Annotated in this window: 11 protein-coding genes; 5 read left to right on the top strand and 6 right to left on the bottom strand. The window is 72.7% G+C overall.

Going from position 1 to position 15,221, the window contains the following annotated elements; genetic code table 11:
* Nucleotides 1-131: 131 nt before the first annotated feature.
* Complete coding sequence (locus ABZ576_RS02805; protein ID WP_360735044.1) at nt 132-1,514, top strand: glycine--tRNA ligase; 1,383 nt, start codon at nt 132-134, stop codon at nt 1,512-1,514.
* A gap of 67 nt (nt 1,515-1,581) precedes the next feature.
* Here ABZ576_RS02805 and ABZ576_RS02800 read toward each other — a convergent pair whose 3' ends face one another.
* Nucleotides 1,582-2,646 carry a chitinase gene (locus tag ABZ576_RS02800; protein ID WP_360735042.1) on the bottom strand — a complete coding sequence of 355 codons (1,065 nt, stop codon included), beginning with the start codon at nt 2,644-2,646 and terminating at the stop codon, nt 1,582-1,584.
* A 174-nt stretch (nt 2,647-2,820) separates the two neighbouring features.
* On the opposite strand from ABZ576_RS02800, the gene ABZ576_RS02795 reads away from it, so the two are divergent.
* Together ABZ576_RS02795 and ABZ576_RS02790 are read left to right on the top strand one after the other, a co-directional pair.
* Complete coding sequence (locus ABZ576_RS02795) at nt 2,821-3,831, top strand: aldo/keto reductase (RefSeq protein ID WP_360735041.1); 1,011 nt, start codon at nt 2,821-2,823, stop codon at nt 3,829-3,831.
* Nucleotides 3,832-3,857: 26 nt separating this feature from the next.
* Complete coding sequence (locus ABZ576_RS02790; protein ID WP_360735040.1) at nt 3,858-4,448, top strand: TetR family transcriptional regulator; 591 nt, start codon at nt 3,858-3,860, stop codon at nt 4,446-4,448.
* Here the strand turns inward: ABZ576_RS02790 and ABZ576_RS02785 are convergent.
* On the bottom strand, nt 4,405-4,902 hold the full coding sequence (locus ABZ576_RS02785; RefSeq protein WP_360735038.1) for a hypothetical protein: 498 nt from the start codon (nt 4,900-4,902) through the stop codon (nt 4,405-4,407). The two genes, ABZ576_RS02790 and ABZ576_RS02785, sit on opposite strands and share 44 nt — an antisense overlap.
* Before the next feature lie 378 nt (nt 4,903-5,280).
* The gene (locus ABZ576_RS02780) at nt 5,281-6,732 is read right to left on the bottom strand and encodes an MFS transporter (protein WP_360735036.1); all 1,452 of its coding nucleotides are present in this window, start codon (nt 6,730-6,732) and stop codon (nt 5,281-5,283) included.
* Nucleotides 6,733-6,813: 81 nt separating this feature from the next.
* On the opposite strand from ABZ576_RS02780, the gene dusB reads away from it, so the two are divergent.
* Nucleotides 6,814-7,956, top strand: a complete 1,143-nt coding sequence (gene dusB / locus ABZ576_RS02775; protein ID WP_360735034.1) for a tRNA dihydrouridine synthase DusB — start codon at nt 6,814-6,816, stop codon at nt 7,954-7,956.
* A gap of 214 nt (nt 7,957-8,170) precedes the next feature.
* Here the strand turns inward: dusB and ABZ576_RS02770 are convergent, their stop codons facing one another.
* The 3 genes from ABZ576_RS02770 to ABZ576_RS02760 form a co-directional block, all read right to left on the bottom strand.
* Complete coding sequence (locus tag ABZ576_RS02770; protein WP_360735505.1) at nt 8,171-9,739, bottom strand: CDP-alcohol phosphatidyltransferase; 1,569 nt, start codon at nt 9,737-9,739, stop codon at nt 8,171-8,173.
* Nucleotides 9,740-10,172: 433 nt separating this feature from the next.
* Nucleotides 10,173-12,110: a glycogen debranching N-terminal domain-containing protein gene (locus tag ABZ576_RS02765; RefSeq protein ID WP_360735032.1), complete on the bottom strand. Its 1,938-nt coding sequence runs from the start codon at nt 12,108-12,110 to the stop codon at nt 10,173-10,175.
* Nucleotides 12,107-13,621 (bottom strand): hypothetical protein, encoded by a 1,515-nt coding sequence (locus tag ABZ576_RS02760; RefSeq protein WP_360735030.1) that lies wholly within the window; start codon nt 13,619-13,621, stop codon nt 12,107-12,109. Before ABZ576_RS02760 ends, ABZ576_RS02765 begins: the two co-directional genes overlap by 4 nt.
* Nucleotides 13,622-13,741: 120 nt before the next feature.
* Here ABZ576_RS02760 and ABZ576_RS02755 point away from each other — a divergent pair, with 120 nt between their 5' ends.
* A complete protein-coding gene (locus ABZ576_RS02755) occupies nt 13,742-14,962 on the top strand; it encodes an ROK family protein (RefSeq protein ID WP_360735028.1) in 1,221 nt (406 codons plus the stop codon).
* Nucleotides 14,963-15,221: the final 259 nt, after the last annotated feature.

The following is a 15,221-nucleotide window of genomic DNA, read 5'->3' as shown; positions in this document are numbered from 1 at the left end:
TTGTCAACAAAGCTCGTCAGGCGGTCCGGGCAGGGGGCCGATTTGGTCGAGGGGGAGCCTGCGCCGGTAACCTGAATCATTCGCTGGAAGCATCTCGCTTCAACGCCCGTCGTCGTAATGAAGAGAGCACCGTGGCCGCCGACAAGATCGACACCATCGTCAGCCTGAGCAAGCGCCGTGGCTTCGTTTTCCCGTGCAGTGAGATCTACGGCGGACAGCGTGCCGCCTGGGACTACGGACCGCTGGGTGTCGAGCTCAAGGAGAACATCAAGCGCCAGTGGTGGCGCTACATGGTGACGTCGCGCGAGGACGTCGTCGGTATCGACTCGTCCGTCATCCTGGCCTCGGAGGTCTGGGTCGCCTCGGGCCACGTCGCCACCTTCACGGACCCGCTGACCGAGTGCACCTCGTGCCACAAGCGGTTCCGCGCCGACCACCTGGAAGAGGCGTACGAGGAGAAGAAGGGCCACGCCCCGGCGAACGGCCTCGCGGACGTCAACTGCCCGAACTGCGGCAACAAGGGCCAGTTCACCGAGCCCAAGCAGTTCTCCGGTCTGCTCTCCACGCACCTCGGCCCGACCCAGGACTCCGGCTCCGTCGCCTACCTGCGCCCCGAGACCGCCCAGGGCATCTTCACCAACTTCGCCCAGGTGCAGACCACCTCGCGCCGCAAGCCGCCGTTCGGCATCGCCCAGATGGGCAAGTCGTTCCGCAACGAGATCACGCCGGGCAACTTCATCTTCCGCACCCGCGAGTTCGAGCAGATGGAGATGGAGTTCTTCGTCAAGCCGGGCGAGGACGAGCAGTGGCAGGAGTACTGGATGGAGCAGCGCTGGAACTGGTACACCGGCCTGGGCCTGCGCGAGGAGAACATGCGGTGGTACGAGCACCCGAAGGAGAAGCTCTCCCACTACTCCAAGCGCACCGCCGACATCGAGTACCGCTTCCAGTTCGGCGGCAGCGAGTGGGGTGAGCTGGAGGGCGTCGCCAACCGCACCGACTACGACCTGTCGGCCCACGCCAAGGCCTCCGGCCAGGACCTCTCCTACTTCGACCAGGAGGCCGGCGAGCGCTGGACGCCGTACGTCATCGAGCCCGCGGCCGGTGTCGGCCGCACCATGCTGGCCTTCCTGCTCGACGCCTACGTCGAGGACGAGGCGCCGAACGCCAAGGGCAAGATGGAGAAGCGGACCGTGCTGCGCCTGGACCACCGCCTCGCCCCGGTGAAGGTGGCCGTCCTCCCGCTGTCCCGCAACCCGGAGCTGTCCCCGAAGGCCAAGGGCCTGGCCCAGGCGCTGCGGCAGAACTGGAACATCGAGTTCGACGACGCCGGCGCCATCGGCCGCCGCTACCGCCGCCAGGACGAGATCGGTACGCCGTACTGCGTGACCGTCGACTTCGACACGCTCGAGGACAACGCGGTGACCGTGCGCGAGCGTGACTCGATGAAGCAGGAGCGGGTGTCCCTTGACCAGATCGAGGGCTACCTCGCCCAGCGCCTGATCGGCGCCTAGCCGCACCGCCCGATGCCGGACGAGCCGATGTGCCAGGCTCGTCCGGCATTCGTGTGTCCGCGCGCGCTCAGCGGCCCTGGAGCGCCCTGACGTTGTCGCCGAAGGTCCAGTTCTTCGAGCCGTCCCAGTTGACCGACCACGTCATCAGGCCCTTGAGCGACGTGCCGTAGTGCTTCCACGCCTGGGAGACCAGGGACGGGGCCATGTAGCCGCCGCCCGCGCCGGACTGGGCCGGCAGACCCGGCACCTGCTTGTCGTACGGCACCCTGATCGTGGTGCCCTGCACCACCAGGCCCTTGGCGAGGCAGTCGGTCTGCGCGGTGAAGCCCTGCACCGTGCCGGCCGCGTACGAGTCGCCGGAGCAGCCGTACATGCTGCCGTTGTAGTACTGCATGTTCAGCCACCACAGCCGGCCGTTGTCCGCGTACTTCTTGATGACCGGCAGGTACGCGCCCCAGATCGATCCGTAGGTGACGCTGCCGCCGGTGACGTACGCCGTCTCCGGGGCCATCGTCAGGCCGAAGCCCACCGGCATCTGCGCGAGGATCCCGTCGATGATGCGGATCAGGTTGGCCTGCGAGGTGGAGGGCCGGCCGATGTCGCCGCTGCCGACCAGCCCCGTCTCGATGTCGATGTCGATGCCGTCGAAGTTGTACTTCTTCAGGATCGGCACGATGGTCGCCACGAAGCGGTCGGCGACGGCCGAGGACGACAGGTCGATGCCGGCCGCGGCGCCTCCGATCGAGAGCAGGATCGTCTGGCCGGACGCCTTGGCCGCGCACATCTCGGCGGGCGTGGCCACCTTCACGCCCGCGTCCATGCCGTCCTCCCACAGGGCCGTGCCGTCGGAGCGGATGACCGGGAAGGCCGCGTTGATCACGTTGTAGCCGTGGGCGGCGATGCGGGAGTCGGTGATCGGGGTCCAGCCGAAGGGCGGGTGGACGCCGTTGGCGGAGCCGTCCCAGTTCTCCCAGTAGCCCTGCAGCACCTTGCCCGCCGGCCGTGGCTTCAGCGCGCAGGTGTCGGCGGCGGAGGCGGCGGAGGCGGCCGGGGCGGTGGCGAGCGCGAGCGGGGCGGCCAGGGCGGCGGTGGCGAGAGCGGTGGTCAGCAGGCGCAGGGCGCGGCGGAGCATGGGGCCTCCCGGTGGGGGATCGGTGAGGTGTCGTAGACATGACAGTCCTCTGGTCCAGACCTTCCGTCAATAGGTCTGGACCAATTTCGCTTCCCGTCGCACACCGCTCTGACATCTATGGAATGACAGCTGACAGATATTGAAATCTGTCAGCTGTCATGACAGGGTGGAGGCATGACGATGCGAACCCGAACCCTCGGAACCACCGGCCCCCGCGTCTCCGCCCTCGGCCTCGGCTGCATGGGCATGTCCGCGCTCTACGGAGACGCCGACCGCGCGGAGTCGATCGCGACGGTCCACGCCGCCCTGGAGGCGGGCGTGACCCTGCTGGACACCGGCGACTTCTACGCCATGGGGCACAACGAGATGCTCATCGGCGAGGCGCTGCGCGCCGCGCCGCCCGCCCTGCGCGAGAAGGCGCTCGTCAGCGTCAAGTTCGGCGCCCTGCGCGACCCGGAGGGCAACTGGACCGGCTACGACGGCCGCCCCGCCGCCGTGAAGAACTTCGCCGCCTACTCCCTCCAGCGCCTCGGCGTCGACCACATCGACGTCTACCGGATCGCCCGCCTCGACCCCCAGGTGCCCATCGAGGAGACCGTCGGCGCGATCGCCGAACTGATCGACAAGGGGTACGTGCGGCACGTCGGCCTCAGCGAGGTCGGCGCCGAGACGATCCGCCGGGCCGCCGCCACCGCCCCGGTCGCCGACCTCCAGATCGAGTACTCGCTGATCTCCCGCGGTGTCGAGCGCGAGATCCTGCCCACCACCCGTGAGCTGGGCATCGGCGTCACCGCGTACGGCGTGCTCTCCCGCGGACTGATCTCCGGCCACTTCTCCCACGACCGGCGACTGGCCGCGAACGACTTCCGCGCCCACTCGCCGCGCTTCCAGGGCGAGAACCTCCGGCACAACCTCGGCCTGGTCGAGGCCCTCCGCGAGATCGCCGGGCAGAAGGGCGTGACGGTCGCCCAGATCGCCATCGCCTGGGTGCTGGCGCGCGGCGAGGACATCGTGCCGCTGGTCGGCGCCCGCAGCCGCGACCGGCTGGCCGAGTCGCTGGGCGCGCTGGACGTCACCCTGGACGCGGCCGACCTCGCGGCGATCGAGCGGGCCGTCCCCGCGGACGCGGCGGCGGGCGACCGCTACCCGGCCGCGCAGATGGCACACCTGGACAGCGAGCGCTGACTCCGCCGCCCGGTACGGTCTATGGCATGCCACCGACCAGCGAGACCCTGACCGCCGAGCGCATCCTCGAAGCCACCGAGGAGGTGCTGCGCCGCCACGGCCCGGCCAAGGCCACCGTGGTCGACGTGGCCCGCGCGCTCGGCGTCAGCCACGGCAGTGTCTACCGGCACTTCCGCACCAAGGCTGCGCTGCGCGAGGCGGTCACCAAACGCTGGCTGGACCGGACGTCCGAGAGGCTCGCCGGGATCGTCACCGCCGAGGGGCGCGACCCCGAGCAGCGGCTGCGGGACTGGCTCACCGCCCTCTTCGCCGCCAAGCGGCGCAAGGCGGGCGACGACCCCGAGCTGTTCGCCACCTACACCGTGCTCACCGACGAACTCGGGGGCGTGGTCCACGAGCACATCACCGACCTGACCGGCCAGCTGACCCGGATCGTCGCCGCGGGCGCCGACGCGGGCGTCTTCCGCCCGTCCGATCCGTCCACCGCGGCCCGCGCCGTCTTCCAGGCCACCGGCCGCTTCCACGACCCGTGCTACGCCAAGGAGTGGGCACAGCCCGGCATCGAGGCGGAGTTCACGGCCGTGGTCGACCTGGTGCTGCGGGGGCTGCGCGCCTGAGACGGCGTCCGGAGGCGCAGCCCGCGCCGGTCGCGAGCAGTGCGGCGCAGCCGGCGAGGGCCGGGGCCGTTCGGTTCGCCACGCCGTAGTACGGGTCCGAGGTGTACACACTGCCGTCCCCGCGGACGCAGTCGAAGGCCAGCGGCAGGTACGACGCCCGGTGGTGGGACAGCCCCGCGGCGGTCTCCGGCGGGATGTCGTCGTCGCGGCAGGCCGGGGCCGGGACCGAGTCGGCGCCGTCCCCGAAGGCGCTCTCGGAGGCCGCCACACCGAACGCCCCCCACAGGTAGACGGCCGCGGCCCAGGTGGCGGCCAGCCAGGCGGCCCGCCGCACCAGGAGCCGGCGCCAGTCCTCGGGCCGGCCCGGCAGGGCGGCGGCGAGGACCGCGACGACGGCGACGACCGCGCCGATGGCGGCGGCGAGGAAGGCGGGGCCGGCCAGCAGCACCATCATCGTCCGGTGTCCTCCCGGGAAGCGGCTGTGTGTCCGCCCACCCCACCAGCGGCCCTCCGGGCAGGGCTGTGACGGAAGCCACTCCTGCGGTCACAGCCCCGTCACAAGTCCTGTCACGGGTCGGCGCGAGACCGGCCGGCGCGTGAAGAGACGCACTGGCCGGGGCGGTGAACGAGCTGGAAGGAGTACCGGCCCGGCATGCCGACGTGGTGGCGGAACGGGGGAGGCGGGCGACGTCCCCGTCGCGGACGCTGAAGCCGTCCGCGCGGAGCCGGGTGACGGTGGCGTCCGTGTACCTGGTGCTCGGGGGACCGAGGCCCCGGGTGCGGGTGCGGGTGCGGGTGCGGGTGCGGGTGCGGGTGCGGGGGCGGCCGGCGGTCAGGTCCGGTCCGGTGCCCCCACGGCCGGGTGCAACCGTGCCGGCTCCAGCCGTTCGGCTGCTTGTCGGGCGGTGCGGTGGGCCCAGGGGCCGCTGGTCACCAGCCCGAGGACCAGCACGGCCAGACCGCAGCCGGCGAGGATCCACCAGCCGGGGCGGGCCGCCGAGACGAACACCTGCCGGTACGGGGAGGAGCCGACGCCGGCGGCCAGTACGGCGCCGACCACCGCGACGCCGAGCGTCTGGCCCAGCTGCCGGCTGGTGGAGGCGACGGCGGCGGCCACCCCGGCCTGGGCGCGGGGCATGCCCGAGACCGCCGTGTTGGTGATCGGGGCGTTGACGAAGCCGAAGCCGATGCCGAACAGGACGTAGCCGAGCAGGAGGGTGGCATCGGCCGTCTCCGCCTCGAAGGCCGCGAACAGGACACCGCTCGCGGTCATCGCCGTACCGGCCACCAGCAGGGGGAGGCGGGGGCCGCGGCTGCCGAGCAGGCGGCCGGACAGGGGCGCGCACAGGAACGTCGGCACGGCCATCGGCAGCATCCACAGGCCGGCGTGCAGGGCGTCGAGACCGCGTACGTTCTGCAGGTAGAGGGTGGAGAGGAAGAGGAACCCGCCGAGGGCCGCGAACGCGCTGACCGCGATCACGGTGGCGCCGCTGAACGGGGCCGAGCGGAAGAAGCGCGGGTCGATGAGGGGCTCGTCGCGCCGGGCCTCGTACCACAGGAGGGCCGGCAGGGCGGCCACGGCGATCACCGCGAAGGGCAGCACCGGCCCGGGGCCCGACTCCGGGGCTTCGATGATCGCGTACGTCAGCGAGCCGAACAGGGCGATCACCAGCAACTGGCCGACCGGGTCGGGGCGGCGGGCCCGGTGCGCGCGGGATTCCGGGACGAAGCGGAGGGTGAGCAGCAGGGCGGCGAGGCCGACCGGGAGGTTGACCCAGAAGATGGCGCGCCAGCTCACCGACTGCACCAGCAGCCCGCCGGCGAGCGGACCCGCCGCCATGGAGATGCCGACCACCGCGCCCCAGACGCCGATCGCGCGGGCGCGCTCCCGGGCGTCGGTGAAGGTGTTGGTGATGATCGACATGGCGACCGGGTTGAGCATCGAGCCGCCCACCGCCTGGACCATGCGGAAGACGATCAGCAGTTCCAGGTTCGGGGCGAGGGAGCAGAGCACGGAGCCGAGGGTGAACACCACCAAGCCCGCCATGAAGACGCGTTTGCGGCCGATGCGGTCGGCGGTGGAGCCCGCGAGCATCAGCAGCGAGGCCAGGACGAGGGTGTAGGCGTCGATCGTCCACTGGAGGCCGGAGGTGGTGGCGTGCAGGTCGCGCTGCATGGACGGCAGTGCCACGTTCAGCGCGGTGTTGTCGAGGCTCACGATGAGCAGGCTCATGCAGCAGATCGCGAGCACGAGGAGACGACGGCGGTGGCTCGGCTCGGGCATGGTCCCATCGTACGCCGGTATCGATAGTGCGTCTAACTAATGGTCTGTACATGATCTTTCCCGATACGCGACAATGGGGCAATGCCCACGTCCGAGTCCCCCTTGCAGATCGGCCCGCACACCGTGCGGCCGCCCGTCGTGCTCGCCCCCATGGCCGGTATCACCAACGCGCCCTTCCGCACGCTGTGCAGGGAGTTCAGCGGCGGCAAGGGGCTGTTCGTCAGCGAGATGATCACGACCCGGGCGCTGGTCGAGCGCAACGAGAAGACCATGCAGCTGATCACGTTCGACGCCAGCGAGCGGCCGCGCTCGATCCAGCTGTACGGCGTCGATCCGGCGACCGTCGGCAAGGCCGTCCGCATGATCGCGGAGGAGGACCTGGCCGACCACATCGACCTGAACTTCGGCTGCCCGGTGCCGAAGGTGACGCGCAAGGGCGGCGGATCCGCCCTGCCCTACAAGCGGAACCTGCTGCGGGCGATCCTGCGGGAGGCGGTGAGCGGCGCGGGCGACCTGCCGGTCACCATGAAGATGCGCAAGGGCATCGACGACGACCACATCACCTACCTGGACGCCGGACGGATCGCCGTCGAGGAGGGCGTGACCGCCATCGCCCTGCACGGCCGTACGGCCGCCCAGCACTACGGCGGCACGGCCGACTGGGACGCCATCGCGCGCCTGAAGGAGCACGTCCCGGAGATCCCGGTGCTCGGCAACGGCGACATCTGGTCGGCCGAGGACGCGCTGCGGATGGTGCGCGAGACCGGCTGCGACGGGGTGGTCGTCGGGCGCGGCTGCCTGGGCCGGCCGTGGCTGTTCGCCGACCTGGTGGCGGCCTTCGAGGGGCGCCCCGGGGACGTGGCCCGCCCGTCCCTGCGGGAGGTCGCCGACGTCATGGTCCGGCACGCCACCCTGCTCGGCGAGTGGATCGGTGACGAGTCCAAGGGCGTGGTCGACTTCCGCAAGCACGTCGCCTGGTACCTCAAGGGCTTCGCGGTCGGCTCCGAGATGCGCAAGCGGCTCGCGATCACGTCGTCCCTGGAGGAACTGCGGGCGGGTCTGGACGAGCTGGACCTCGACCAGTCCTGGCCGGCCGGTGCGGAGGGGCCCCGTGGGCGTACGTCCGGGAACAACCGGGTGGTGCTGCCGGACGGTTGGCTGAAGGACCCGTACGACTGCTCGGGTGTGACGGAGGAGGCGGAGCTCGACACGTCGGGGGGCTGACCGACTCGGGGGCTCCGCCCCCGGACCCCGGCCAGGGGCTCCGCCCCCGGACCCCGGCCAGGGGCTCCGCCCCGGATCCCGGCCTCGCCCACCCGCCACCCGAAACTGTCGGCTGAGAGGTGCCCAGGCCGGCTCGGCACGGTCGGCTCGGGAAACGCCCCCGGTCCGGCTCGGTCGGCTGTGGCCCCGCCCCCACCGGGGGGCGGGGGCGGGGTCAGTTCCTGCTGGGGTGGGGAGTTGAGCCGTAGGCCCTGAGGAAGCGGTCCCGGAAGGCGCTCATCTTCCACACCGGGGCGTCGTGCGCGGGGCGCAGGCCGTCCGTCCAGCCCCAGTCGGCGATCTTGTCCAGGACCGCCGGGTCCTTGGCGACCACCGACACCGGCACGTCCCGGCTGGCGTGATTGCCGCTGACCCGGGCGATGGGCTGGTGGTCGCCGAGGAAGACCAGCACGGTGTCCTCGGTGCCGTACCGCTCCAGCCACTCGGTCAGCGCGGTCACCGAGTACTGGATCGACCTGCCGTACTCCTGCCGGGACCTGGTGGTGTCGGCGATGACGTCGGCCGGCTCGCTGCCCGCCGCCTCGATGCCCTCGAAGACCGAGCCGTCGCCCAGCCGGTCCCAGTCCACCATCGTCGGAACGGGCGCCCAGGGCTGGTGGCTGGAGGTCAGGATGAGCAGCGACATGCGCGACTTGCCGGCGGTGGGCCGCTTGCCGTGCACCCGCTCCTGGTACTGCTGGAGCGCGTACTGGTCGGGCATGGTCGACCAGCTGAACTTCGGTCCCCGGTAGCCCAGCTGGAAGGCGTTGTAGACCTTGTCGAGGCCGTACCACTTCTGTTCCGGCCAGCTCTTCTGCACGCCCGGCATGACGCCGACCGTGTCGAAGGCGCCGGTCTTCTCGAACGCCCCCGTCAGGCTCATGTGGTCGCTCGCCATGACCGTGCGGTAGCGCTGCTGGTTGCTGATCCACAGCCCCGACATGGTGGTGGAGTGGCCGAGCCAGCTGCTGCCGCCGTACGTCGCCGAGGTCAGCCACCCGCTCTTCGCACGGAAACCGGCCCCGGCCAGGGCCTTGGTCCGCGCCTGGAGCGTCCGGTCCACTCCCGGCGCCATGACCGGGTCCTCGATCGCGCTGCGGCCGTAGCTCTCGATGAACGTGAAGATCACGTCCTTGCCGCGCAGATCGGGCACCAGCTGGTCGGCCGGGGTGTTCCCGAATGCGTCCACCCGGGCCACCTTCCGGAACTCCGCCTCGTCCTCCAGCGTGTCCGCCACCCGGCGGGCCTGCACCTTCAGCGCGGTCGCGGTGCGGTCGGAGGCGATCGGCACACCGGACACCTGGAGGCCGAGGGAGGAGCAGGTGATCCAGACCACCCCGGCGATCAGCGTGCCCCGGGTCGCGGTGCCGGGGTGCCGGGCGAGCACATCGGCCAGCCGGACCACGGACAGCGCGAGCAGGACGAGGACCAGCACCACGAGGGTGATCACCCCGGCCACGGCGACGAGGGTGGTGGTGCGGCCCAGCGAGTCCTCCAGGTACGACTCCGCGTCCGCGAACAGGCTCCAGTCGAGCACGACGTTGAAGCTGCGGCCCAGGTACTGGTGGAAGCCCATGTCGAGCGCGTTCAGCACGGTCATGGCCCCGAGCAGCGCCCCGGACACCGCCGCCACCGCGACCCGGGGACGGCGGGGCAGCGCGAGCAGCACGGCGGCCCCGATGATCGCCTCACCGGGTATCCGCAGGAACTTCGCGGGCCCCAGCCGGACGACGGTGTTGGGCATCACGAGCGCGGCGACGACGAGCGCGGCGGCGAGCACCGTGACGGTGACGGACAGCGCCCGGGCGGCACGGGGATGCTCCTCCCGCCGGCGCCGCCGCCATGCCGACCAGGCCGCCCAGGGCCGCCGGGAGGGAGGCGGGGCGGACGCGGTGATCTCTTCTGGGACCGTCTCCTCGGCCGACTGGAGCGCGCTCATGCCGTCCGGTACGGCTCACCGCCCGCCACCGTTCACCAGAACCGGGCAAACACCAGGTCAAGGCGACCGGGGAAGGGCGAGGAGGGGGGAGGAGGACGACGGGGGTGTGCGGGGAAGGGCGCGCGACCACGGTCCAGAACCGCGGTCCCCGGGCCCGGAACCGCGGTCCCCGGGCCCGGAACCGCGGTCCACGAACCGCGGTCCCCGGGCCCCGCAGCCCTCCCGACGCCCCAATCCCTCAGGCGCCCCCGACCGCCGTCAACAGGGCGAGCGGCGCGGCGGCGGACCGGGCCTCCCTCCCGCACGCGTGCGGGTACGGCACCGGCGCGTCGTCCGGAGCGCGCCCGTACCCCGCAAGCACCTCCGGCAGCCGGTGCCCCGCCGCCGTCGCCGCGTCGACCAGCGCGTGGGCGACCGTACGCGCCTCGTCGTGCAGCCCGTAGCGCGCCATGCCCAGCGTGATCAGCGCGTTGTCGTGCGGCCAGACGGAGCCGCGGTGGTACGACAGCGGATGGTAGGCCGACTGGCCGGAGGCGACCGTGCGGACGCCCCAGCCGGAGAAGAAGTCGGGCTCCAGCAGCCGGCGGCCCACCACCTCGCCGTACTCCTTGTCCAGCAGCCCCGACCACAGCAGGTGCCCGGCGTCGGACGCCAGCGCGTCGATCTGCCGGCCCTGCCCGTCCAGGGCCAGCGCAGGGAAGGAGCGCTGCGCCATCCAGAAGTCCCGCTGGAACCGGTCCCGCAGGTCGGCCGCCGCCTGTTCGAGCAGGGCGGCGTACGTCTCGTCGCCCCACACCGCCCGCGCCACCCCCGCCGTGCGGCGCAGCGCGTCGTAGGCGTAGCCCTGGGCGCCCGCGGCCATCACCGCGCCGGTGGGCCGGGTGCCGTCGGCGCAGCAGATCGCGCCGGGGGAGTCCTTCCAGTTCTGGTTGGCGAGGCCGCCCTCGTCGGCGCGGTAGACGAGATAGCCGCGCGAGGTCAGGCCGCCGTGGTCCAGCATCCAGCCGATCGCCGCGCGGGCGTGCGGTTCCAGACGGCGGGCGAGGGCCAGGTCCCCGGTCTGTTCGACGTACGCGCCGAGCAGGACCAGGAACAGCGGGGTGGCGTCGACCGAGCCGTAGTAGCGGCCGAACGGCACCTGGCCGAAGTGGGCGAGCTCGCCGTGCCGTACCTCGTGCACGATCTTGCCGGGCTGGGCGACCGGGGAGGGGCCGGCGCCGGTGGCCTGGGTGGCGGCGAGCGCGACGAGGGTGTCGGCGGCCAGCCGGGGGCGGTACGGCAGTGCGAACAGGGAGGTGAGCAGGGCGTCCCGGCCGATGAGGGTGAGGAACCAGGGGGCGCCGGCCGCCGGGACCCGCAGTTCCTCGCCGTCGGGTCCGTGCGCCGGGACCTGGAGCGCGGCCAGGTCGGCCAGACCCCGGGCGCAGGCCGCGGCCAGCTCCGGCCAGCCGGTCGGGAAGGCCACGCCCTCCAGGAACTCGGCTTCCTGGGCGGCGAGTTGCTCCCGAACGGCGGCGGGGTCGCGGGGCACGCGCACGGCGCGCCGCTCACCGTGCGGGCGGGCGATCACCCGCAGCAGCAGCTCCGTCGTGCCGTGCGGGTCGAGGTCGAGGGCCCACACCAGGCGCCGGGCGCCGGTACCGGTCTCCTCCACGGCGTCCGGAGCCGGTTCGGCCGTGATCGTCGTACAGGACCGCCATTCGGCGCGCCGGTAGGTGAACTCGATGCCGTCGTCCAGGACTTCGCGGGACCGCACGGCGCCGGTCTTGACGTAGGTGCGGTGGTCGGAGCGGAGTTCGAACTGGTCGGCGAAGTCGGCGTCGACGGTGAGCGCGAGCCGGACCGTGCTGGGCACCGGGCGGTTGCTGGTCACCTTCACGGACTCCGTCAGGGAGCTGTCGCCGACGGCCTGTTCCCGGAACAGGGTGTGCGCGGGCGGCTCCTGCCGGCCGCCGCGCGGTACGAGCACACAGCGCGCCGCGTCCCCGTCCGCGACCGGGGTGAGCACCTCGGGCACCGCGCCGTCGACGGTGAGCTGCCAGCGGCTGAGGTGCCGGGCGTCCCGGACGAACAACCCGTCCGGGGACGCGCCGCCCCGCACCCCGCTGATGTCACCACGGTCGCCCACGGCGGCGAAGGTGGCTCCGTGCACAAGCAGATGATGCCGGTCCGTCATCCCCGGTCCCCTCCTCTGTCACTCCTGTCGAACGGTGCGCTGTCCGTGGGGGGTACGTCTCTTTGTGGGCTCTTGTCCAGCTCTTGACGCTCGTGCGGTGCGGGACGCCGGTGGTACAGGTCGAGCGCGAGCGCCGCCGTCCAGCTGAAGCCGGCCGCGCCGCAGGGCTCGCCCGTGTACGGGTCGACGTACTCGGCGAAACCGGTGGCGCAGGCGAGGTCGAGGACCGCCTCGCACAGCGCGTCGGCCGCCGCGGTCTCGCCGTGTGTCCGCAGCCCGCGCTCCAGCAGCCAGCCGGTGTTGAACCAGGCCGGGCCGCGCCAGTACCGGTGCGGGTCGAAGGCCTCCCCGAGCAGGTCGTAGCTCGGCACCAGCCGGGTGCGGCCGCCCAGTCCGAAGTGGGGTCCGCGGAGGGTCCCCACGAGGGCGGCGGCGAGCTCGCGGGGGAGTCCGGGCAGGATCAGCGGGACCAGTCCGGAGACGCCGCGCTCGGGGATCAGCCCGCCGCCCCGCAGGTCCCGGCAGAGGAACATCCCGGCCCGCGGGTCCCACAGCCGCTCCGCCAGCGCCGCCGTCAGCCGTTCGGCGCGGGCCCGCCGGGCGGTGCCGGACGCGCCCAGCTCCTCGGCGATCCGCGCGAGGGCGTGCTCGGAGGCGATGAGGAGGGCGTTGAACGCCGGGTCCTCCACGGCGAACTCCCCGTTCCCGGGCCGCGGTCCACCGCCCGGCGCGGCCCCGCGCTCCCCGCCCGGCTCGTCCCGGTAACCGCGGTCACGGTAGTCGGCGGCCAGCCGCACGTACCGCCCGTAGTCCAGATCCGTCGGCCGGTCCTCGGGGGCGCCGTGGTCCAGGTCGGCGCGGCGGAAGGAGCGGGCCGGGGCGGGGGCGATCCGGGCGAGCGGGGCGTCCCAGCAGGGGCTGTTGTCCATGCCCTGCTCCCAGGGGTGGACCACGGACACCAGACCGCCGCCGCCCAGGTCACGCCGGTGCAGCAGGTACCGGTGCCAGGCCGCCAGCCGCGGGTACACCCGGCTCAGGAAGGAACGCGCCCGTGACAGGCCGGGGTCGGCGCGGTGCACCAGCCAGGCCGCCAGCGCGTGCACCGGTGGCTGCACGATGCCCGACGTCTGTACGGTGCGCGGGGCGCCCGCCGCCCGGCCCGCGGTGGCCGAGCGCCAGAAGTCGGGGCTCGGGAAATAGGCGTCGAGCGGTACGGAGGGGTTGAACACGATGTGCGGGACGCGCCCGTCGGCCCACTGGGCCGACAGCAGCGTCTCCAGCTCGGTCTGGGCCCGCAGCGGCGCGACGTGCCGCAGCCCGATGGCGATGAACGCGGAGTCCCAGGACCACTGGTGCGGGTACAGGCTGCGGGAGGGGACCGTGGAGCGGCCGGTCCAGTTCTCCTCCAGCACCCGCACCGCACCGGGGTGCGGGGATGTCGTCGGGGTCGGTGGATCGTATGCGATCTCGTACGGGGCGGGACGGGCAGTGAGCTGGGCAGAGCGATCCACTCGGGGCTCCCCGAAGACGTCCGGGCGACCGGGTTTGGCCTCGGCCGCCGAAGGGTTACGTCTATTTAACACGCAAAACTCACTATGTAATGCAGACTTGGGAAACACAAGGGGGTGCGCATGACCGGACGTCCGGGAAGGGCCGGCAAGGGCGGGAGCCAGGCAGGCGCCGGCGATCTGCTCGAACTGGTGCGCAGCGGGCGGGCCGTGACGCGGGGCGCGCTCCAGCAGGCGACCGGACTGTCCCGGGCCACCGTCGGCCAGCGCCTGGACCGGCTGTTCCGGGCGGGCTGGCTGCGCGAGGGCGCCGGCGGCCCGGTCGACTCGCCGCTCGGCGGACGCCCGTCCATCACACTGGAGTTCGACGACTCCCACGCGGTGGTCCTCGCCGGTGACCTGGACACCCGGCACGCCCGTGCCGCCGTCCTGTCGCTGACCGGCGAGGTCCTCGCCGAGCACTCGGGCGCGCTGGCGGTCGAGGACGGCCCCGAGGCCGTCCTCGGCGAACTGGGCCGCTGGTTCGCCGAGTTGCTCGTCAAGGCGGGCCACGGCGGCGAGGAGGTCTGCGGGATCGGGCTGGCGGTCCCGGGCCCGGTGGACAGCGTGACCGGCCGGGTCGTCCAGCCGCCGATGATGCCGGGCTGGGACGGCCACGACATAAGGGGGCGCCTGTCGCGCGCCCTCACCGAGCACACCGGAGCCCGCCCGGTCCCGGTCCTGGTCGACAACGACGCCAACCTCATGGCCTACGGCGAACAGCGCACCGGCTACCCCGACTGCACGGCCTTCGTGCTGGTCAAGGTGTCCACGGGCATCGGCGCCGGGGTCGTCGTGGACGGCCGCGTCTACCGGGGCGTCGACGGCGGCGCGGGCGACCTCGGGCACATCCGGGTGGGCGCCGACGCGCAGTGCCGGTGCGGCGCCCACGGCTGCCTCGCGGCCGTCGCGAGCGGCGGCGCCGTGGCCCGGCGCCTCGCCGCCGCCGGGGTGCCGGCCGCCTCCGGCTCGGACGTGCGGGACCTGCTGGCCGCCGGGCACCCGGAGGCGGCCGCGCTGGCCAGGGAGGCCGGACGCCGGGTCGGGGACGTGCTGGCGACGGTCGTGACCCTGCTCAATCCGGGCGTGCTGATGATCGCCGGCGACCTGGCCGGCACTCCCTTCCTGACCGGTGTGCGCGAGCTGCTCTACCAGCGGGCGCTGCCCCGCTCCACGGCCCGCCTGGACGTCGTCACCTCCCGGCTCGGCGAGCGGGCCGGGCTGATCGGCGCCGGGGCGCTGGTGGTGGAGCACCTCTACGCGCCGGAGCGGGTGGAGGAGCGGCTGACGGCGATGGGCGTGTGACCGCTTCGGGTGACCGTCTCGGGCGAGGCTTCGTGTGACCGCTCGGTGAGGCTTCGTGTGACCGCTTCGTTTCGGTGCCGGGGCGCGTCCGGGGGCGGGTCCGCATGGTGGAACGGGGCGCTCTGTGGCAGCGTGATTCTCGCCACCCTTGATAAGGGTTGCGCTCAGATGAGCGGATCAAGCACGGCTGCACTTCTCCAAGGGGTGGCACTCGGTGCCACCCCTTGTCTGTTCAGCGATCGAAATCAGCCGTGACGAG

The organism is Streptomyces sp. NPDC013455 (assembly GCF_040632975.1).
Lineage (GTDB): Bacteria > Actinomycetota > Actinomycetes > Streptomycetales > Streptomycetaceae > Streptomyces.
Note: the sequence above shows the minus strand (reverse complement) of the source record. Positions and strands in the feature narration are given on the sequence as shown.